This is a genomic window from Amycolatopsis bullii, from assembly GCF_014654205.1.
In the GTDB taxonomy this organism is placed as follows: domain Bacteria; phylum Actinomycetota; class Actinomycetes; order Mycobacteriales; family Pseudonocardiaceae; genus Amycolatopsis; species Amycolatopsis plumensis.
This window is the reverse complement of record NZ_BNAW01000023.1, coordinates 23869-42961: the sequence shown is the minus strand read 5'-3', so window position 1 is coordinate 42961 and position 19093 is coordinate 23869. Positions and strand designations below refer to the sequence as shown.

The 19093-nt window shown below is 72.0% G+C and carries 18 protein-coding genes; 10 read left to right on the top strand and 8 right to left on the bottom strand.

The window, feature by feature from the left end; translation table 11 throughout:
- Positions 1 to 13: 13 nt before the first annotated feature.
- The 3 genes from IE317_RS24310 to IE317_RS24300 form a co-directional block, all read right to left on the bottom strand.
- Positions 14 to 826 carry a sugar phosphate isomerase/epimerase family protein gene (locus IE317_RS24310; RefSeq protein WP_191313644.1) on the bottom strand — a complete coding sequence of 271 codons (813 nt, stop codon included), beginning with the start codon at positions 824 to 826 and terminating at the stop codon, positions 14 to 16.
- Positions 826 to 1959, bottom strand: a complete 1134-nt coding sequence (locus tag IE317_RS24305; RefSeq protein ID WP_191313643.1) for a DUF993 family protein — start codon at positions 1957 to 1959, stop codon at positions 826 to 828. Before IE317_RS24305 ends, IE317_RS24310 begins: the two co-directional genes overlap by 1 nt.
- Before the next feature lie 81 nt (positions 1960 to 2040).
- Positions 2041 to 3081: a LacI family DNA-binding transcriptional regulator gene (locus IE317_RS24300; RefSeq protein ID WP_191313642.1), complete on the bottom strand. Its 1041-nt coding sequence runs from the start codon at positions 3079 to 3081 to the stop codon at positions 2041 to 2043.
- 216 nt (positions 3082 to 3297) lie between these two features.
- On the opposite strand from IE317_RS24300, the gene IE317_RS24295 reads away from it, so the two are divergent.
- From IE317_RS24295 to lpdA, 4 genes are all read left to right on the top strand, one after another.
- Entirely contained in the window at positions 3298 to 3702 is a 405-nt protein-coding gene (locus IE317_RS24295; protein ID WP_191313641.1) for a nitroreductase family deazaflavin-dependent oxidoreductase, read from the top strand.
- A 78-nt stretch (positions 3703 to 3780) separates the two neighbouring features.
- Positions 3781 to 4542 carry a lysophospholipid acyltransferase family protein gene (locus tag IE317_RS24290; protein ID WP_373309104.1) on the top strand — a complete coding sequence of 254 codons (762 nt, stop codon included), beginning with the start codon at positions 3781 to 3783 and terminating at the stop codon, positions 4540 to 4542.
- A 39-nt stretch (positions 4543 to 4581) separates the two neighbouring features.
- On the top strand, positions 4582 to 5445 hold the full coding sequence (locus IE317_RS24285; RefSeq protein WP_191313639.1) for an alpha/beta fold hydrolase: 864 nt from the start codon (positions 4582 to 4584) through the stop codon (positions 5443 to 5445).
- A 373-nt stretch (positions 5446 to 5818) separates the two neighbouring features.
- Positions 5819 to 7210: a dihydrolipoyl dehydrogenase gene (gene lpdA, locus IE317_RS24280; protein WP_191313638.1), complete on the top strand. Its 1392-nt coding sequence runs from the start codon at positions 5819 to 5821 to the stop codon at positions 7208 to 7210.
- On the opposite strand, the gene IE317_RS24275 is transcribed toward lpdA, so the two are convergent.
- Positions 7200 to 7646: a GNAT family N-acetyltransferase gene (locus tag IE317_RS24275; protein ID WP_191313637.1), complete on the bottom strand. Its 447-nt coding sequence runs from the start codon at positions 7644 to 7646 to the stop codon at positions 7200 to 7202. The genes lpdA and IE317_RS24275 overlap by 11 nt on opposite strands.
- 23 nt (positions 7647 to 7669) lie before the next feature.
- Here IE317_RS24275 and IE317_RS24270 point away from each other — a divergent pair, with 23 nt between their 5' ends.
- The 4 genes from IE317_RS24270 to IE317_RS24255 all read left to right on the top strand — a co-directional run bounded on the left by IE317_RS24270 (position 7670) and on the right by IE317_RS24255 (position 11993).
- Positions 7670 to 8242: a nucleotidyltransferase family protein gene (locus IE317_RS24270; protein ID WP_191313636.1), complete on the top strand. Its 573-nt coding sequence runs from the start codon at positions 7670 to 7672 to the stop codon at positions 8240 to 8242.
- A 23-nt stretch (positions 8243 to 8265) separates the two neighbouring features.
- Positions 8266 to 9162, top strand: coding sequence for an NADP-dependent oxidoreductase (locus IE317_RS24265; RefSeq protein ID WP_191313635.1), 897 nt, complete (start codon positions 8266 to 8268; stop codon positions 9160 to 9162).
- A 131-nt stretch (positions 9163 to 9293) separates the two neighbouring features.
- Positions 9294 to 11198 carry a S8 family peptidase gene (locus tag IE317_RS24260; protein ID WP_191313634.1) on the top strand — a complete coding sequence of 635 codons (1905 nt, stop codon included), beginning with the start codon at positions 9294 to 9296 and terminating at the stop codon, positions 11196 to 11198.
- 60 nt (positions 11199 to 11258) lie between these two features.
- Positions 11259 to 11993, top strand: a complete 735-nt coding sequence (locus IE317_RS24255; protein ID WP_191313633.1) for an SDR family oxidoreductase — start codon at positions 11259 to 11261, stop codon at positions 11991 to 11993.
- Here the strand turns inward: IE317_RS24255 and IE317_RS24250 are convergent.
- A complete protein-coding gene (locus IE317_RS24250) occupies positions 11990 to 12997 on the bottom strand; it encodes an SDR family oxidoreductase (RefSeq protein WP_191313632.1) in 1008 nt (335 codons plus the stop codon). The two genes, IE317_RS24255 and IE317_RS24250, sit on opposite strands and share 4 nt — an antisense overlap.
- A gap of 70 nt (positions 12998 to 13067) precedes the next feature.
- Between IE317_RS24250 and IE317_RS24245 the strand changes: the two genes are divergently transcribed.
- Positions 13068 to 13949 (top strand): LysR family transcriptional regulator, encoded by an 882-nt coding sequence (locus IE317_RS24245; protein ID WP_191313631.1) that lies wholly within the window; start codon positions 13068 to 13070, stop codon positions 13947 to 13949.
- A 32-nt stretch (positions 13950 to 13981) separates the two neighbouring features.
- Here the strand turns inward: IE317_RS24245 and IE317_RS24240 are convergent, their stop codons facing one another.
- Both IE317_RS24240 and IE317_RS24235 read right to left on the bottom strand, forming a co-directional pair.
- Complete coding sequence (locus tag IE317_RS24240) at positions 13982 to 14569, bottom strand: nucleotidyltransferase domain-containing protein (RefSeq protein ID WP_191313630.1); 588 nt, start codon at positions 14567 to 14569, stop codon at positions 13982 to 13984.
- Positions 14566 to 16014 carry a peptide ABC transporter substrate-binding protein gene (locus tag IE317_RS24235; protein ID WP_191313629.1) on the bottom strand — a complete coding sequence of 483 codons (1449 nt, stop codon included), beginning with the start codon at positions 16012 to 16014 and terminating at the stop codon, positions 14566 to 14568. The genes IE317_RS24240 and IE317_RS24235 overlap by 4 nt, the downstream gene beginning before the upstream one ends.
- Positions 16015 to 16117: 103 nt before the next feature.
- Here IE317_RS24235 and IE317_RS24230 point away from each other — a divergent pair, with 103 nt between their 5' ends.
- Complete coding sequence (locus tag IE317_RS24230; protein ID WP_191313628.1) at positions 16118 to 17452, top strand: LVIVD repeat-containing protein; 1335 nt, start codon at positions 16118 to 16120, stop codon at positions 17450 to 17452.
- Positions 17453 to 17509: 57 nt separating this feature from the next.
- Here the strand turns inward: IE317_RS24230 and IE317_RS24225 are convergent, their stop codons facing one another.
- Positions 17510 to 19087 (bottom strand): glycoside hydrolase family 13 protein, encoded by a 1578-nt coding sequence (locus IE317_RS24225; protein WP_191313627.1) that lies wholly within the window; start codon positions 19085 to 19087, stop codon positions 17510 to 17512.
- Between the last annotated feature and the right edge of the window lie 6 nt (positions 19088 to 19093).

Below are 19093 nucleotides of genomic sequence, written 5' to 3'. Positions count from 1 at the left end.
CACGTGGACCGAATCAGGCCACGTATCGCTCGAACGCCGTAACGGTCTCGGCGAGCACGTCCCCGCCGGGCCGGGCCCACAGGTCCGCGTTGAACACCTCGACCTCGATCGGCCCGGTGTAGCCCGCGGCTTCGACGGCCGCGCGCAGCCGGCGGTGGTCGATCGGGCCGTCGCCGGGCAGGGCGCGGCCGAGCAGCGGGTCCGGGAGCGGCACCAGGACGTCGCACACGTGGAACCCGGCGATCCGGCCCGCGGCCGCGGCGATCGACTCCTCGATCCGCGGGTCCCACCAGACGTGGAACTCGTCCACGATCACGCCGACCTGCTCGGCCGGGTGCTCCGAGGCGATCTTCAGCGCCTGATCCACAGTGGACAGCACCGAGCGCTCCGCGCACTGCATCGGGTGCAGCGGCTCCAGACCCAGCCGGACCCCGCGCTCCCCGGCGTACGGGGCCAGCGAACCCACCGCGTCGGCGACCCGCTGCCGGGACGCGGCGAGGTCGTTGCCCGCGATCCCGCCCACGACCAGCACGAGCACGTCGGCGCCGAGCGCGGCGGCTTCGTCGATCGCCTCGCGGGTCTGCGCCACACCGTCCACAGGGGACCCTTCCGGCGTCACGCCGGTGAAGAACCCGCCGCGGCACAACGACGACACCCGGACCCCGTGCTCCTTGAGCAGCCGCGCGGCTTCGTCGACGCCGGCCTCGGCGACCTTGTCGCGCCACAGCCCGATCCAGCCGACGCCCGCCTCGGCGCAGCCGGCCACCGCCTCGGGCAGCGACCAGGACTTCGTGGTGATCTGGTTGAGACTCAGCCGCGGATCCATCACGCGACCCCCGCGACCTGCAGCAACGGCCGCATCCGGGCCTCGGCCAGGTCGGGGTCGGCCAGCACGCCGGCCTCGTCGGCCAGCCGCAGCAGCGTGGCCAGGTGGGTGATCGTGCGTGCGGACTCCTGCCCGGCGATCATCCGGAAGTGGTCCTGGTGGCCGTTGAGGTGGGCCAGGAACACCACGCCGGTCTTGTAGTGCCGGGTCGGCGCGCGGAAGATCTCGCGGGACAGCGGCACGGTCGGGTCGAGCAGCGCGCGGAAGCCGGCGTGGTCGCCGTCGTCGAGGCGGGCCAGCGCCGCCGCGGCCACCGGGGCGAGCGGGTCGAAGATGCCGAGCAGGGCTTCGCTGTGGCCTTCGCCGTCCCCGGCGATCAGCGAAGGGTAGTTGAAGTCGTCGCCGGTGTAGCAGGCGACGCCGTCCGGCAGCGCCCGGCGGAACCCGACCTCGACGTCGGCGTCGAGCACCGACACCTTGACCCCGGCGATGGTGGCGGCGTGCTCGGTGCAGAGCGTGGCCAGCTCGCGGGCGGCGGCGCGGACGTCGTCGTGGCCCCAGTAGCCGGCCAGCGCCGGGTCGAACTGCTCGCCCAGCCAGTGCAGCAGGACGGGCCCGCCCGCTTCGGACAGCAGCTTCCCGTACGCCGCGTGGTAGTCGTCCGGGCCCGTCGCCGCCGCGGCCAGCGCCCGGCTGGCCATCACGACCGGGACCGCCCCCGCGCCGGCGACCAGGTCGAGCTGCTCGCGCCAGGCGTCCACAATGGACGCCACGGTGGCCGGTCCCGGCGGCAGCTGGTCGGTGCCGACGCCGGCGCACCAGCGCCGTCCGGCCGCGACCGCGCCGGTGCGGGTCACCAGCTCCTGCGTCGTCGCCCAGTCGAGGCCCATGCCGCGCTGCGCGGTGTCCATCGCCTCCGCGACGCCGAGGCCGGACGACCAGAGGTGCTCGCGGAAGGCGAGCGTCGTTTCCCAGTCCACGGCGTAGGGCTCGTCGGCCAGCGCGTCCGCGACGACGTGCGCGGCGGCGTAGGCGATGCGCGAGGTCGGTGGCGTCGGCGGGGGCGCCGGGGGCCGTGGCCCGGACGGCGACCAGTTCAGCAGCTCGCCGCCGGGGGCCGGGAGCACGAGCATCGAGGACCTCCGGAAGGATCAGAAAGCGCTTTCTCAACCCACGGTAGGGCCTGTGCCGCGCCGCGACAAGGCCCGGTGGGGTCAGCGCTTGGGGCGTCCGGTGCTTTCGCGCAGGACGACTTCGCCGGACAGCCGGACCGTCCGCGGCCGGGTGCCCGCGGAGCCCTTGATCGCCAGGTCCATGGCGCGTTCGCCGAGTTCCTCCAGCGGCAGCCGGACCGTGGTCAGCGCCGGGGCCAGGTCGCGGACCACCGGGATGTCGTCGAAGCCGGCCACCGAGATGTCGCCGGGCACGGACAGGCCTTCCTCGCGCAACGCCGTCAGCGCGCCGATCGCCATCACGTCGGTGACGGCGAACAGGCAGGTCGGCAGTTTGCGCTTGCGGCCGGTGAGCAGCCGTTTCGTCGCCTCGTAACCGCCGTCGCGGCTGAATGCGGCCTCGACGACGTCCTCCTCGCGCAGTTCGATGCCGTGCGCGGCGAGCTCGCCGGAGAACCCGGCCAGCCGGTCGATCACGGTGCTCAGCCGCCGTGGCCCGGCCAACACGGCGAACCGCTTGTGACCGAGGCCGACGAGCTCCTTCGCCAGCGCCGCGGCGCCGCCCTTGTTGTCCGGCTGCACGGTGTCGATCTTGAGCCCGCGGTGACGGCTGACCGCCGCGACCTGGCCGCCGCCGCGGCGGTACGGCTCGAGCTCGGCGGCCATCGCGCGTTCCCACGCCCGGTCCTCGAACGCCGAGCCGATCAGCAGGATGGCCGCGGCCCGCTGCGCGCGCAGCGTCGAGACGTAGGCGACCTCGCGGTCCGGGTCGCGGAACGTGCCGGCGAGCATGACGAGCAGCCCGTTGTCGGTGGCCACCCGCATCACCCCGCCCGCGATGGCGGCGAAGTAGGGGTCGCTGACGTCGTGGCAGATCACGCCGACCGTGCGGTGGGTGCCGCCGGCGAGGGCCTGTGCGTGCGCGTTGGGGGCGTAGGCCAGTTCGGCCGCGGCGGCGGACACCCGCTCCCGCAGGTCGGCGCGGACGGACGCGGTGCCGTTGAGCACCCGCGACGCCGTCGCGAGCGAGACGTTCGCGCTGCGTGCCACGTCTTCGAGTGTCACGTGCGGCCGGGCCTTCATGGCTGGCTCCTCCAAGATCGGTCTCGAGTGTCTCGGCGTGCTCGGTCGGTGCAATCTACTGGGAGGAGGGTGTGTCCCGAGAAGCCGCTGCTCGGGGGACCTCCCCCGAACGAGTGAAAACGTTCGGGAAGATCGCGCGCCGCGAGTTTGTTGGAAACAAGGAGAACCTTCAAGTAGTGAGCCCGCCACTGCTGACCCACGCGAAAGGAACCACGCATGCTGTTCGGTGACGAGCACGTCCGCCGCTACGAGGAGACCGACGGCGAGGTCGGTCACGACTGGCAGGAAGGCGTCCCGACATTGGTCTTGACCACCAAGGGCCGCAAGACCGGGCAGGAGCGCAAGTTCGCCCTGATCTACCAGGAAGTCGACGGAAACCCGGTGATCGTGGCCTCCAAGGGCGGCGCGCCGAACCACCCCGGCTGGTACTTCAACCTCCTCGAGCACCCGGAGGTCGGCGTCCAGGTGAAGGCGGACAAGTTCCGGGCCCGCGCGCGCACCACGTCCGGCGAGGAGCGCGCGAAGCTCTGGGAGAAGCTCGCCGCCGTCTGGCCGGACTACAACGAGTACGCCAAGAAGACGGATCGGGAGATCCCCGTCGTGGTGCTCGAGCGGCTCTGAAGTTTTTCGCTGTGATCTGCGCCGCGTTCGGCGCGGGTACGGGCCGATCCGGCCGGTCGTGGGCTACGAATGACACCCATGGACCGCTGGACCGCCCTGGACACCGAAGGTGAGCTGCTCACCCGACGCCAGATGATCGCCTACGGCCGGCGCTTCGCCCGCGCCGGCCGGGGCGCCTGGTACAGCTTCGCCATCGAGGTGGTCTGGCAGTTCCTCGTCCAGACCACCCGGTTCCGGGTGCGCGGCTCGCACCACATCCCGAAGACCGGCGGCGTGCTGGTGGCGTCGAACCACCTGTCGTTCGCCGACCCGACGACGCTGACGGCGTTCTGCCTCGCCGCCGGGCGCGTGCCGCGCTACCTGGCGAAGGCCTCGCTCTGGAAGCTGCCGGTGGTCGGCCGGGTGATGCGCTCGGGACGGCACATCCCGGTCTACCGCGGCGCGGCGACGGCCGCGGAGGCCTACCGCGAACTGGTGGCGTCCGTGCGGGCGGGCGAATGCGTCGCGATCTTCCCGGAAGGCACCTTCTCGAACGACCCGGACGGCTGGCCGATGCGCGGCAAGACCGGCGTCGTGCGGGCGGCGCTGGAGACCGGCGCCCCGGTGATCCCGGTGGCCAACTGGGGAACCCACCACCTGCTGCCGTCGACGGCGAAATTCCCACGCGGATGGCCGCGCAAGACCGTCGAGCTGGTCGCCGGACAGCCGGTCGACCTGTCGGACCTGCGCGACCGGCCGCTGACCCGCGAGGTCCTGGAGGAGGCGACGGCCCGGATCATGGGCGAGGTGACGTCGCTGCTGGAGTCGATCCGCGGCGAGGAGCGTCCGGCCGCGGCCTGACCGCCCGAAACTGTCGGTGGTGGGTGAGAACCTGCCCGCATGACGATCTCCGGGTTTTCGTACGAGCGGGTTCCGGTCGGCGACGCCGAGCTCAACGTCGCGCAGGGTGGCGACGGGCCACCGGTGGTGCTGCTGCACGGTTTTCCGCAGACGCACATGGCCTGGCGGCACGTGGCGGCGTCGCTGGCGCGCGACCACCGGGTGATCTGCCCGGACCTGCGCGGCTACGGCGGCAGCGACAAGCCACCGGGCGACTACTCGAAGCGGCGGATGGCGGCGGACGTCGTGGAGCTGGCCCGCGCGCTGGGGCACGAGCGGTTCGCGCTCGCCGGCCACGACCGGGGCGCACTGGTGGCGTTCCGGGCGGCGCTCGACCACCCCGAGGCGGTCAGCCGGCTGGCGGTGCTCGACGTGATCCCGGCGGTGAACCTGTGGGAGTCGCTGCGGGGCACCGACGGGGTCTTCGCGTTCCACTTGTTCCTGCTGGCGTACCCGCCGCCGCTGCCGGAGCGGATGCTCGCCGCGGCGCCGTCGGAGTTCTTCGGGCACTTCCTGGACACCTGGACGCGGGAGGCGGGCGCGATCCCGCCGGAGGTCCGGGCGGAGTACCTGGCGGCGGCCTCGACGCCGGAGGCGATCGCGGCGGTGTGCGCGGACTACCGGGCGAGCGCGACGGTGGACGCGGAGCACGACGAAGCCGACCGCGCGTCCGGGCGGCGGCTTTCGATGCCGGTCGCGGCGCTGTGGCAGCGACCGGCCGGCGAGCTGCCCTTCGACCCGGCGGCGGTGTGGGGCTCGTGGGCGCCGGACCTGCGGACGCACGTGCTCGACTGCGGCCACTTCCTGCCCGAGGAACGGCCGGAGGAGGTGGTCGAGGCCCTGCGCGGGCTGTTCGCGGCGTGAGGCCCGGGTCGGTGCGCCGGAGCGGGTGGCTCGCTGCTTGGGGCGCTGTCGGCGGTGTTGGTGGCCTTGTTTGGCTCGCGGGCGGGTGGCAGGTTGGTGCGTTGCTCGGGGGGTGTCGGCGGCGTTCGTGGCCTTGTCTGGCTCGCGAGCAGCCGGCAGCTCGGTCCGCTGCTTGGCTCCCGGTGGAGCGGCGGTTGTGGAGACCACCGGTGTAGTCGGCCATCCCGATGCCTCGAGCATCTCGGGCCGGCCGGGTGCGCTATTCGCCGCCCCGGCCGCTCCACGGAAGCGGCCGCTCCCACCTGCGGCGCGCCGGGCTGCGTGAGGCCCGGGTCACCCCGCCGACCGCTGCTCGGAAGGGTAGTTTCGAGGTATGAGTGCACAACACTTTGATGTCGTCGTGCTGGGGGCCGGGGTGGGCGGCTACGTCGCGGCGATCCGCGCGTCCCAGCTGGGGCTGAGCGCCGCGGTGGTCGAGGAGAAGTACTGGGGTGGTGTCTGCCTGAACGTCGGGTGCATCCCGTCGAAGGCGCTGCTGCGCAACGCCGAGCTGGCGCACGTCGTCACGCAGGAGGCGAAGGCGTTCGGCATCTCCTCCGACAGCCCGATCAAGGTCGACTACACGGCCGCGTACGAGCGGAGCCGGAAGGTCGCCGAGGGGCGCGTCAAGGGCGTGCACTTCCTGATGAAGAAGAACAAGATCACCGAGTTCGACGGGCACGGCACGTTCGTCGACGACCACACCCTCGAGGTCAACGGCTCGCAGATCACGTTCGACCACTGCGTCATCGCGACCGGCGCGACCACGCGGCTGCTGCCGGGGACTTCGCGCAGCGAGCGGGTCGTCACCTACGAAGAGCAGATCCTCACGAGCGAGCTGCCGTCGAGCATCGTGATCGCCGGCGCGGGCGCGATCGGCGTCGAGTTCGCCTACGTGCTGCACAACTACGGCGTCGACGTCACGATCGTCGAGTTCCTCGACCGGATGGTGCCGCTGGAGGACGCCGAGGTGTCGGCCGAGCTGGCGCGCCGGTACCGCAAGCTCGGCATCAAGGTGCTGACGTCCACCCGCGTCGAGTCGATCGACGACTCGGGCTCGTCGGTGCGCGTGACGGTGTCCTCGGAGAAGAACGGCGAGCAGGTCCTCGAGGCCGACAAGGTCATGCAGGCGATCGGCTTCCAGCCGCGCGTGGAGGGCTACGGCCTGGAGAAGACGGGCGTGGCGCTGACCGAACGCGGCGCGATCGCCGTGGACGGCCGCGGTCGCACGAACGTCGAGCACATCTTCGCGATCGGCGACGTGACGGCGAAGCTGATGCTGGCGCACGCGTCGGAGTCGATGGGCATCGTGGCGGCGGAGACCATCGCGGGCGCCGAGACGATGGAGCTCGACTTCCCGATGATCCCGCGCGCGACGTACTGCCAGCCCCAGATCGCCAGCTTCGGCTGGACGGAGGAACAGGCCCGCGAGAAGGGCTTCGACGTCCAGGTGGCGAAGTTCCCGTTCACCGCCAACGGCAAGGCCCACGGCCTGGGCGACGCGGCCGGGTTCGTCAAGCTGATCAGCGACGCGAAGTACGGGGAACTGATCGGCGGCCACCTGATCGGCCCGGACGTGACGGAGCTGCTGCCGGAGCTGACTCTGGCCCAGCAGTGGGACCTGACGGTGCACGAGGTGGCGCGCAACGTCCACGCCCACCCGACGCTGGGTGAAGCGGTGAAGGAAGCGATCCACGGCCTCGCGGGCCACATGATCAACATGTAGGGACGTCGAAGCGGAGCTCCGGCCGGTCCCAGCGAACCTTCGGCGGATTCGCCGGGATCGTGCCGGTGCGCCGCGCGCCCATCCGCACGTAAAAGGCCAAGGCGGGCGGGTGCGAGACGACCCGCACCGACTCCAGCCCCCGCTTGCGGGCCTCGGCGAGCATGTGGGTGACGAGGCGCGCGCCGATGCCGAGCCCCTGCGCGGCGTCGGCGACGAAGAGCAGGTCGAGTTCCGCGGCCACGAGCGCGGAGAAGCCGAGGATTTTGCCGTCCCGGGCGGCGATGAAGGTCGGATTGGCTTCGACGTACCCGGGTGTGACGGCGTAACCGTCCAAGATGGACGCATATTCGCCTTGGTACGCCGCGGAAGCGTGCATGAGGGCGGTCAGGGCGGGCGCTTGGTCCGGCGCGGCGCGGATGATTTCGATCTGGCCCATGTGCGCCAGCCTACGATGGAGCCATGACGGATTTCGACCCGCTCCGGACCGTCCTGTGGCGCAACGAAATCCTCGTCGAACTGCTGCATCGGGCCCGGGAGTTCGACCTGCCGGGCTGGTACCTCACCGCCGGCTGCGTCGTGCAGACCGTGTGGAACGTCCTCAGCGAGCGTGCCGCGACCCACGGCATCGAGGACTACGACCTCTTCTACCACGATTCCGCGGACCTGAGCTGGGCCGCCGAAGACCGGGTGATCCGCACGGTCGCCGAGGCCTGCGAAGATCTGCGCGTCGACGTCGAAGTGCGCAACGAGGCGCGTGTGCACCTATGGTACGAGGCGAAGTTCGGCACGCCATGCTCGCCCTTCCCGAGCACCGAAGCCGCGATCGACGCCTTTCCTGCCGTCTGCTCGTGCGTCGGGGTGCGGCTCGAGCCCGGCGGAACCTGGCGGTTCTATGCGCCCCACGGCCTCGACGACCTCTTCGCGATGGTCGTCCGGCCGAACCCCGTGCTGGCGCCGCGGGCGGTGTACGAACGGAAAGCGGCCCGGTGGCGGAGCCGGTGGCCGGAGCTGACCGTCTTGACTTCAAGGTAGCTCGAAGTTTCACACTGAGGGCCATGAAAGCCGTAGCGTTCACCGAATTCGGCGGGCCCGAAGTGCTCCGCGTCCTCGACCTGCCGGAACCGCACGCCGGGCCGGGGGAGGTCCGGGTGCGGGTCAAGGCCGCCGGGGTGCAGCCGTACGACGCCGCCGTGCGGGCCGGGTGGGAACCGCCGCACCTGAAGCTCACCTGGCCGCGGGTGCCCGGGAACGAGTTCGCCGGCGTCGTCGACGAAGGCGAACTCGAGGCCGGGACCGAAGTTCTCGGCTTCACCGCCGTGCAGGCCGCCGCCGAGTACATCGTCGTCCCCGCCGCCGATGTCACGCCGAAGCCGCCGGAAATGCCGTGGGAAGTGGCCGGTGGGTTCACCGCCGGTACGCAGACCGCGTCGATCGCGCTGGAGGCGCTCAACCTGCGCGAAGGGGAGACGCTGCTCATCCACGGCGCCGCCGGATCGGTCGGGACCGCCGCCGTGCAGCTCGCGAAACTCAAGGGCGCGCGGGTGGTCGGCACCGCGAGCGAAGCCAACCAGGGCCACCTGCGTGAGCTGGGTGCGACCCCCGTCGTCTACGGCGATGGGCTGAAGGACCGCATCGAAGCCGCCGCGCCGCAGGGCGTCGACGTCGTGCTCGACGGCGCCGGGGGAGCCGCCCTCGACGTCTCACTCGAACTGGTGAGAGCGCGGGACCGGATCCTCACCCTCGTCGACCACGACCGGGCCGCGGAACTCGGCGTGCTCGTCTCGAAGTCCGGACGCTCGGCGGCGCGGCTGGCCGAGCTGGCCGCGCTCTACGCCAAGGGCGACTTGCGCTTCACCGTGCGCCGGGCCTACCCGTACACCGAGGCGGCGGCCGCGCATCGGGAAATCGAGACCGGGCACGGCCGGGGAAAAATAGTTCTCACGTTTCCTTGAGTGACCCGGTTTGTTCCAGCATGTGGACCCGTAGGCGTTCCCGACTTTGGTCGCTGGAATCCGGTCCGGTCACTCCTTAGATTCCCCCCATTGCACCCGGTCGAGTGGCCGAGTACCACAGGGAGACATCGATGGTGAGATTCAGCCGGGTCGCCGCGCACGCGGTTCCGCTGACGGTCGGCGCGCTGCTGCTGACCACGGGGGTCTCGGCGGCGCAGCCGTCCACGGTGGACGCGGCGGCCGCGCGCACCGAAGCGGGCATCAACGCACTGCAGAGCATCAAGAAGAGCCTGAGCCCCGCGGAGCGCAAGCAATCGAGCCAGCTGGTCGTCGAGAAGCGGTTGCGGGCCGACCGGTCCCTGGCCGCGAAGCTGCCCGAATACCGCTCCGGCGTCGGCGTCAGCACCACCGGCACCGTCTCGGTGGACATCGCCGCGCACGGCACGGCCGTCGCGAACGCCGTCACGGCGGCGGGCGGTGCGGTCCGGTCCGTCTCGCCGGACGGCGGCGTCCGCGCCGACCTGCCGCTGTCCGCGCTGGACGCGATCGCCGGCCGGGCCGACGTCGCCGAGGTGAAGCCCGCCGCGCAGGCCACCACCTGGAGCGAGCCGGGCAACCGGGACGCCCGGAAGGCCGTGGCCGCGCAGGCCGCCGCCGCGACGCAGGTGTCCGAGGGCGACAAGGCGCACGGCGCCGACACCGCCCGCGCCACCTACGGCGTCAGCGGCTCGGGGGTGAAGGTCTGCGTGCTCTCCGACGGCGTCGACTCCCTGGCGAAGTCGCAGGCCGCCGGCGAGCTGCCCGCGGTGGACGTCCTGTCCGGGCAGAAGGGCAGCGGCGACGAGGGCACCGCGATGCTCGAGATCATCCACGACCTCGCGCCGGACGCGACGCTCGGCTTCGCGACCGCGTTCACCAGCGAAGCCAGCTTCGCCGCGAACATCCGCGCGCTGCGCAGCACCGGCAACTGCCAGATCATCGTCGATGACGTCTCCTACTTCGACGAGTCGCCGTTCCAGGACACGCAGGTCGCGCAGGCGGTCAACGACGTGACCGCGGCCGGCGCGCTCTACTTCTCCTCGGCCGGCAACTCGGGCAACGCGACCGACGGCACCAGCGGCTACTACGAGGGCGACTTCCGGGCCTCGTCGTCGAAGATCAGCGGCGTCACCGGCACCCCGCACGACTTCGACCCGAGCAGCACCATCCAAAACTTCGACGCGCTTTCCGCGGGCTCGCTCGGCCGCCCGGTGACGCTGTTCTGGTCCGACCCGTGGGGCCGCTCCGCCAACGACTACGACCTGTTCATCCTGAACTCCTCCGGCAGCGTCGTGGCCTCCAGCGAGAACGCGCAGTCCGGCTCGCAGAACCCGTACGAGATCGCGTCCGTGCCCACCAGCGGCTCCGGCTACAAGGTCGCGGTGGTCAAGTACAGCGGCGCCGACCGCTTCATCGCGCTGAACGTGATCCGCGGCCGGTTCGTCGCTTCGGGCTCGCTCAAGGCGTTCAGCACCAACGGCGTCACGAACGGCCACTCGGCCGCGGTCAACGCGTTCAGCGTGGCGGCGGCGCCGGCGGCGGGCGCGTTCACCCGGCCCCTGGAGACCGGTGACCCGGCCAACCCGGCCGGCCCGTACCCCGGCCTGTACACGGCGTCGAGCAAGTGGGAGCGGTTCTCCTCCGACGGCAAGCGCCGCCTGTTCTACAACGCCGACGGCTCGGCGATCACCCCGGGCAACGTCTCCTCGACCGGCGGCACGGTCCGCACCAAGCCGGACATCACCGCGGCCGACGGCGTCGCCACCTCGGTGACGGGCTTCCAGCCGTTCTTCGGCACGTCGGCGGCGGCCCCGCACGCGGCGGCTATCGCGGCCCTGCTGCTGTCGGGCAAGCCGACGGCGACCCCGGCCCAGATCCGCTCGGCCCTGGTGTCGAGCGCGATCGACCTGGGCACGCCCGGCTTCGACACGGTGACCGGCACCGGCGTGATCATGGCCGGCCCGGCACTGGCGGCGCTGGGCGTGGCGGCCAAGTAGGTCCCCGTTCGCGAAAAGGGCCCGGCCTGCGCCGGGCCCTTTTTCGTTAGGGTCGTGGGCATGGCGAAAACGGCGGTGGTCACCGGAGCGGGCTCGGGCATCGGGCGGGCGGTGGCCCGGGCACTCCTCGAAGACGGCTACCAGGTCGCCCTGGCCGGGCGGCGCGCCTCCGCGCTCGAGGAAACCGCCGAGGGCTTCGAGAACGCGCTCGCCGTGCCCACCGACGTCGCCGACGAACAGGCCGTCGAGGCGCTCTTCGCGGCCGTGCGCGACCGGTGGGGGCGGCTCGACCTGCTGTTCAACAACGCCGGGATCTCCGCGGGCGGAACCGTCGCCGAGCTGTCCGTCGAAGACTGGAAGCGGACCGTCGACGTCAACCTCACCGGGATGTTCCTCTGCGCGCGGCAGGCCGTGCGCCTGATGAAGGACCAGGACCCGCGCGGTGGGCGGATCGTCAACAACGGCTCGATCTCCGCCCACGCGCCGCGGGCCGCCAGCGTGGCCTACACCGCCACCAAGCACGCCGTCACCGGGCTGACCCGGTCGATCTCCCTGGACGGCCGGGCCTGGGACGTCGCCTGCGGCCAGATCGACATCGGCAACGCGGCCACCGAGATGACCGAGCGGATGGCCGCCGGCATCCCGCAGGCCGACGGCCGCATCCTCGCCGAGCCGACCTTCGACGTCCGGCACGTGGCCGACGCCGTGCGGTACATGGCCGGGCTGCCGCTCGAGGCCAACGTCCAGTTCCTCACCGTCACCGCGACGACCATGCCGTTCATCGGCCGCGGCTAGGGAATGACCCGCGCCTTCCGGAACTCGTCGAACAGCCGGTAGAACATCTCTTCCGTCTCCACGTACTCGTGGAACCCGGCCCGGCGTGACTTCGACGTGTCCGCGAACATGTCGTAGTCCCAGCCGAACACGAAGTCGCCGAACGCCCACGAGTTCGAAACGTCCGCGTAGGACGCCGTGAGGCCGTGTTCCGAAGCCATGCGGGTCCACAGTGGACCTTTGTCCGCCATGACGTCGGCCAGCGACATCCGCAGCGGCGGCGCGACTTCCAGCTCGAAGTACGCCGCCAGTTTCGGCCAGAGCTCGCGCCAGCGGAACAGGTCGCCGTTCGCGATGTTGAAGGCGCCCTGGTGGCCGGTGGCCCAGACCGTCGCCGACGCGAGCAGGCCCGCGTCGGTCATCTCCAGCAGGCTGTCGTACGCGCCCGGCTTGCCCGGGAAACGCAGGGGCAGTCCGAGTTCCTTCGAAATCGACGCGTACACCGCGATCACCAGCGCCAGGTTCATCGGGTTGCCCAGGGCCGTGCCCCCGACCACGGACGGCCGGATCGCCGACCACGTCCAGGAGCCCGCCCGGCGTTCGAGGAACTGCTGCTGGTCGACGTTGAACTCCGGCGGCATGTGCCCGGCGTCGCTCTCGCGCGCCGGAGTCTTGAACGGGCCCAGGTGGGCACCGTAGACCTTGTAGCCCTGCATCAGGCTGACGTGCTCGAGGCCGGGCGGGGCCGCGTCCACCAGGTTCGTCAGCATCGCCAGGTTGGGCGGGACCAGCTCCGCCCACGTCGGTTTGTCCTGGTAGGCGGCGTAGAAGAGGTGCGTGACGCCGGTCAGCGGGGCGAGTTTCGCCCGGGTGTCGGCCGGGTCGAGGAGGTCGACGGCGATCGTGCCGGGGCCGCCGCGCCGGGAGAGGCCGGTGACGTCCCAGCCGCTCGTGCGCAGGTGTTCGGTGAGGGTGCGGCCGATGATCCCGTTGGCCCCGGCGACCAGTGCTGTCTTGCGTTCCATGTCTCCAGGCTCGGCTCACGCAATCGATAAGTCCAAGGCTTAGTTGTCACCAAGTCGATAAGCTGAGTTCATGACAAGCCTCCGGCAGCTCGAATACCTGGTCACGGTGGTCGACACCGGCTCGTTCACCCGGGCCGCCGAGCAGCTGCACGTGACGCAGCCCGCGCTGTCGCACCAGATGCGGGCGCTCGAGCGCGGTCTCGGCGGGCCGCTGCTGGAACGGCTGCCCCGGGCCGTCCGGCTCACCCCGATGGGCCGGGCGATGCTGCCGCACGCCAGGGCGGCGCTGGCCGACGCCGAGCGAGCGCGCTGCGCGGCCCGGCTCGCGTCCGGGACGACGGCGGGCGAGCTGCAGGTCGCCACGGTGTACTCGGTCAGCCTCGGTGTGCTGCCGCCTGCCCTGCGCGTGTGGCGCCGCGACCGGCCCGAGGTCGACGTCCGGCTGATCGAGTTCCGGCACGCCGACGAGCTGCGCGAAGCGATGGCCGCGGGCGAGGCCGACGTGGCGCTCGGCCCGCGGCCCGGCGACTGGGCGGGGCCGGTGCGGGAGCTGGGGGTGGAGGAGTTCGTCGTCGTGCTGCCCGCCGACGGCGCCGTCGAGGACGACGACACCGGCGAAGTCGACCTGGCCACGCTCGCCGGCTGCGCGTGGGTGCACTACGCCCCGGGCAACGGCCTGGCCGAGCTGGTCGACGCGGCCTGCGCGGCGGCGGGTTTCCGCCCCCGCGCGGCGGTCCGCACCGAGCAGACGGCGGCGGCGCCGATCCTCGCGGCGGCGGGTCTGGGCCCGGCCCTGGTCCCGGCGAACGTCCTCCCGGCCCGGTTCGACGGCCGGGTGCTGCGTCCGAGCGTGCCGGTCCGGCGCACGCTGACGGCCTACACCCGCGCGGCTCCCGACCCGCTGACCCGGGCGTTCATCGACACCCTCGCCAAGCACGCCACCGTCTCGTGAGTGAAAAAGCGGGTTCTAACCCGCTTTTTCACTCACGACCGGCCGCGGGAGAGGGCAGGCTGCCAGGGGTGGCCCGGTGGCAGGGCGTCCGCGAGCCAGTGCCGTTGCGTCGCGTCGAGCACCGGCAGGGCGGCGGCGAAGTCCTGCTCGTCCTTCGGGCGGGTGCCGTGGGCCTTGGCGTACAGCTGCACCTCCGGCGCCAGGTACGGGACGCCCTCCGCCGAGATGCGGCCGAGCAGGGCGATTTCCCGGCGCACCGCGGGGTTCCGGCGGGCGACCCACTCGTCGCCCTCGGCCCTGTCCAGCATGAACTGGATCCGCCACGGCGCGGCCGCCGACGGGCGGCACCACACGTCGTCGACGTCGTCGCCCAGGACCTCGCCGCGCGCCCACGGCCGCAGCGTGCCCGGTGGGTCCGCCGCCCACCACTCCCACGACGGCAGCGCCTCCTGGACGGCGTGCTGATCGCGCCGGAGCAGCAGGACGTCGACGTCGGCGTGCTCGCGGAACGCCCGGCCCACCGCCAGCTCGATCGCGTACCCGCCCGCGATCCACCACGGCAGGCGGACCTGCGCGAACAGCTCGGCCACCTCGGGCAGGGACGCGGGCTCCCAGCTCACGAGACGCCGATCCCCGCCAGCACCGGGCCGGTGAACGGCGTCGCCGTGACGTCGTGGACCCGCGACGCCCACACCGCGTGGCCGTGGCCCGACCACAGCGGGGCCACCGGCAGGTCGCGCAGCAGCTGGTTCTCCGCCAGCCGGTACAGCTCACCCGCCTCCTCCGGGGTGGCCGCCGCGCCGGCCAGCTCGAGGTTCTGGCGGAAGACGTCGTCGCCGTACCCCGAGGCCGTGGCCAGCTCGGAAAGCAGCTCGTACGGGCTCCCCGTGGCCAGTTTGACGTCCAGAGTGGACGGACCGTCGAGCTGGTCCGTGCGCGGGGCCGCCTGTGCCGTCACGGAAACGTCCAGCGCTTGGTGCAGCCCGACCACCAGGGTGCGCGTCCACGCCTCCGCGCCTGGTCCGAAGTAGACAGTGGTGCCACCGGGGAAGGCAGCCTGCTTCAGGAGCGCCTTGCCGGCCGCGGCGTCGAAGCTGCACGGGCGGCAGGTACCCGAGCGCTCGCCCGGCGCGTCCGCGGGCGGCAGCAGCGCCTTGGCCGGGTCGACCTGGTGCGCGAGCGGGCCGGCTTCCAGCGCCGCGCGGTCGACGCCGAGGGCGAAGCCGTGGCGGACCGTCGCGTCGGCGAACCGGGGATTCGCCACCGGGAACGCGAGGTAGCCCGCCTCCGGGAGCGCCCAGGTCGCGTGGTGGTCGTCGCCGAAGTCGGTGTGCATGGCTTCGTGCTTTTCGCCGGGGACCTCGGTCGCGAGGTCGAGCGTGCCCGCCTTGACCGCGTCGTACTGGGCGGCCGGTTCGCCGACGCGCAGCTCGATCTCCTCGGCCTTCCCGGTGCCGACGCGCTTGAGCATGCCGCCCGAGCCCGGCTTCCAGCCGCCGTCGAGCCGGTACGGGCCGTTGCCGACCGGTGCCTTCGCGAAGCCGTCCCAGTCGCGGGAGGCGAGCACCGACGCCGGCAGCGGGACCAGGCCGGGCGCGGCGAGCAGCGCGGGCACCTGGCCGGACGGCCGGTCGAGGGTCAGCGCGATCGTGTCCGGAGCCGTCGCGGTGATCTCGCGGGCCCGCAGGAGCTTCGTCAGCACCGGGGAGGACACCCACTGCTCGCCGGCGACCACCCGCCAGGTGTCTACATAGGACTGAGCGGTGACCGGCGTGCCGTCGTGGAACGTCGACGGCCGCAGCTTGACCGTCCAGTGCACCCGGTCGGTGCTCTCGATCGACGCCGCCGCGCGCGGCGTGACCTTCCCGGTCGCCGCGTCGTAGTCGGCCAGCGGGGTCCACAGCGCGCCGGTCACCAGCCGGCCCGCCTGGTCGGCGAGGTCGGCGGGCAGCAGCGTCGCGGGCTCCCGGATGCCGACGGACAGCACGCCGGGCCGGCCGGTTTCGGAACCGGAACAGCCCGTGACGGCGAGGGCGAGGACGGCGAACAGGGCGAGCAAGCGCATGCGCCAGTCCTACCAGTCAAGAGCCAACAAAAGACGGTTGTGTCCGGTTGATCTCCGTCGTACCGTTCGGTGGTCACGCTCGGAGCGTTCTGGGAGGTTTGCCGTGCGCACCTGGTTGCGGTCGTGCTTCGCCGCCGTCACCGTCAGCGCCACGCTCGTCGCGACCGGGCTCCCGGCCGCGGCCTGCGGTGAGGACGACAAACCAGCGGTTCCGGCCGCCCGGACGCTGGGCGACCCGGGGGCGGTCAAGAACGTCAAGGCGGTCGGCAACGTGCCCGACGCCGCCGGCGCCATCTCGATCAACTTCCTCGACTACGGGCGCCGTGACGTCATGGTCGTGTCCGGCGAGTTCGGGCTCAAGGTCTACGACCTGACGAAGAACCCGGCCGCCCCGAAGCTGGTCGGCCAGGTCAGCCTGCCCGGGCTGTGGGAGACTGAGGACACCGAGGTCGACCAGAACCGCAAGCTGGTGTTCCTCTCCCGCGACCCGCGGGCGTACGGCGGCACCACGCACACCGGCGAGTCCGGCATCTACGTCGTCGACGTCGCGAAGCCCGAGGCCCCGGCGATCCTCAGCTACGTCCAGGTGCCGGCCGGCCACACCACCAGCTGCGTCGACGGCTGCCGCTACCTGTGGACCGGCGGCCCGGCGAAGGCCGACAACCAGCCGGCGGACTGGGGCGGGCGGCCGATCTGGGTCACCGACATCCGCGACCCGAAGCACCCGAAGGTGAACCCGGAGCCGATCGAGCTGGCCCGCAACGACGGCAAGACCGACTACGTGCACGACGTGCAGGTCGACGCCGACGGCGTGGCCTGGGTCTCCGGCCGCGGCGGGGTGCGCGGCTACTGGACTTCCGGGATCCACCGCGACCCGCTGTCCGGCAAAATTCGCCGCGCGACCGCGCACGAGCCGATCCCGTACGCGGGCGGCGGCATCGCCGAGACGGCCGCGCCTTCCCGGTTCATGCACAACAGCTTCCACCCGGCAGGCCACCGCATCGGCGACGGCGCGTGGCGCGGCCAGGACCTGATCTACGCGACGGAGGAGAACTTCGTCGACGGCTGCGCGGGCGACGGCGTCCTGACGATTTCGTCTTTGAAGGGGTCGTACCACGGCGAAGGCTGGCGCTCGACGCCTTCGCAGCCCTTCCGCCTGCAGAGCGTCGGCACGTGGAGCGTGAACGGCCAGGAGGGCAGCGACCCGGCCTCGGACGACTGCTCGGCGCACTACTTCGACGTCCGCGGCAAGATCCTGGTGCAGTCGTTCTACGCGCAGGGCACCCGGTTCCTCGACGTCAGCGACCCGACGAACCCGCGGCAGATCGCGTACTACCGCCCGGCCGACGCGAGCGCATGGGCGCCTTACTGGCACGGGAAGTACGTGTACGTGGCCGACAACACCCGCGGTGTGGACGTCCTGCAGCTCACGAAGTAGGCCCTGAGGCACCGGAGGCCGCCGCCGAGTTCGCTCGACGGCGGCCTCCGGTGTGTTCTACTGCCGCAGCCAGACCGCGGTGTCCGTCGGCAGCTCGGTCGAAACCGGGCCGCTGGCCAGCAGGATCTCCCCGTCGGGCAACGGCACCGGCGAGGCCGAGAAGTTCAACGCGAACGTGAACTCCGTCCCCAGCCGGAACGCCAGCACCCCCTCGCCGAGCGACAGCCATTCGAGCGAGCCCGCCGGCAGATCCCGCCGCAGCCGCAGGCCGGTGCGGTACAGCGACAGCATCGACGCCGGGTCGGCCGCCTCCGCCTCGGCCGTGTAGTCCGCCCAGGCAAGCGGCTGTGGCAGCCAGGCCCCGCCGCTGCCGAACCCGAACGGCGGCTCGGTCCCGGACCACGGGATCGGGACACGGCAGCCGTCGCGGCCCGGGTCGGCGCCGCCCGTCCGGGCGAAGACCGGGTCCTGGCGCAGCTCGTCGGGGATGTCCAGGACCTCCCACAACCCCAGCTCTTCGCCCTGGTAGACGTACAGCCCGCCGGGCAGCGCGAGGGTCAGCAGCGCCGCCGCCCGGGCGCGACGGGTGCCCGCCTCGAGATCCACCGTTGCCGAGTGCAGGCGGTTCGCGAACGAGAAACCCGTGTCGCCCTGCCGTCCGTAGCGGGTGACGTGCCGGGTGACGTCGTGGTTCGACAGCACCCAGGCCGCGGGCGCGCCGACCTCGTCGTGGGCCTTCAGCGTCCGGTCGATGACGTCGCGGAAGCGCCGGCAGTCCCACGGGCAGACCAGGAAATCGAAGTTGAACGCCGAGTGCAGTTCGTCGCGGCGCAGGTACCGCGCGGCCCGCGCCATGTCCGGCAGCCACATCTCGCCGACCAGCACGCGCTCGCCGCCGTAGCTGTCGGCGATCTTGCGCCACGAGCGGTAGATCTCGTGCAGGCCCTCCTGGTCGGAGAACGGTGTCTCGTCGCCCTCGTCGACGTCGGGCAGGTGCGGGTCCTTGACCAGGCCGTCGGCGACGTCGATGCGGAAGCCGTCCACGCCGCGGTCGAACCAGAAGCGCAGTACGTCCTCGAACTCGGTGCGGATCTCCGGGTTGTCCCAGTTGAAGTCGGGCTGGCGGGAGCTGTAGAGGTGCAGGTACCACTCGCCGTCCGGCACGCGGGTCCACGCGGAGCCGCCGAAGCGGGACTTCCAGTTGTTCGGCGGCTCGCTGCCGTCCGGACCGCGGCCGGGCCGGAACCAGAACCGCTGCCGCTCCGGCGATCCCGGGCCCGCTTCGAGTGCGGCCTGGAACCAGCGGTGCTCGTCGGAGCAGTGGTTGGGCACGATGTCGATGATCACGCGGATGCCCCGGGTGTGGGCCTCGGATATCAGGTCCTCCGCCTCGGCGAGGGTGCCGAACAGCGGCTCGATGTCGCGGAAGTCGGCGACGTCGTAGCCGCCGTCGTCCATCGGCGACGGGTACCACGGCGTGAACCAGATCGCGTCGATCCCCAGGTCGGCCAGGTGGTCCAGCCGGGCGCGGACGCCGGCGAGGTCGCCGACGCCGTCGCCGTTGCCGTCCGCGAAGCTGCGGATGTACACCTGGTAGATCGCCGCGCTCCGCCACCAGCCGGTCTTGTCGGTCACGAAAGT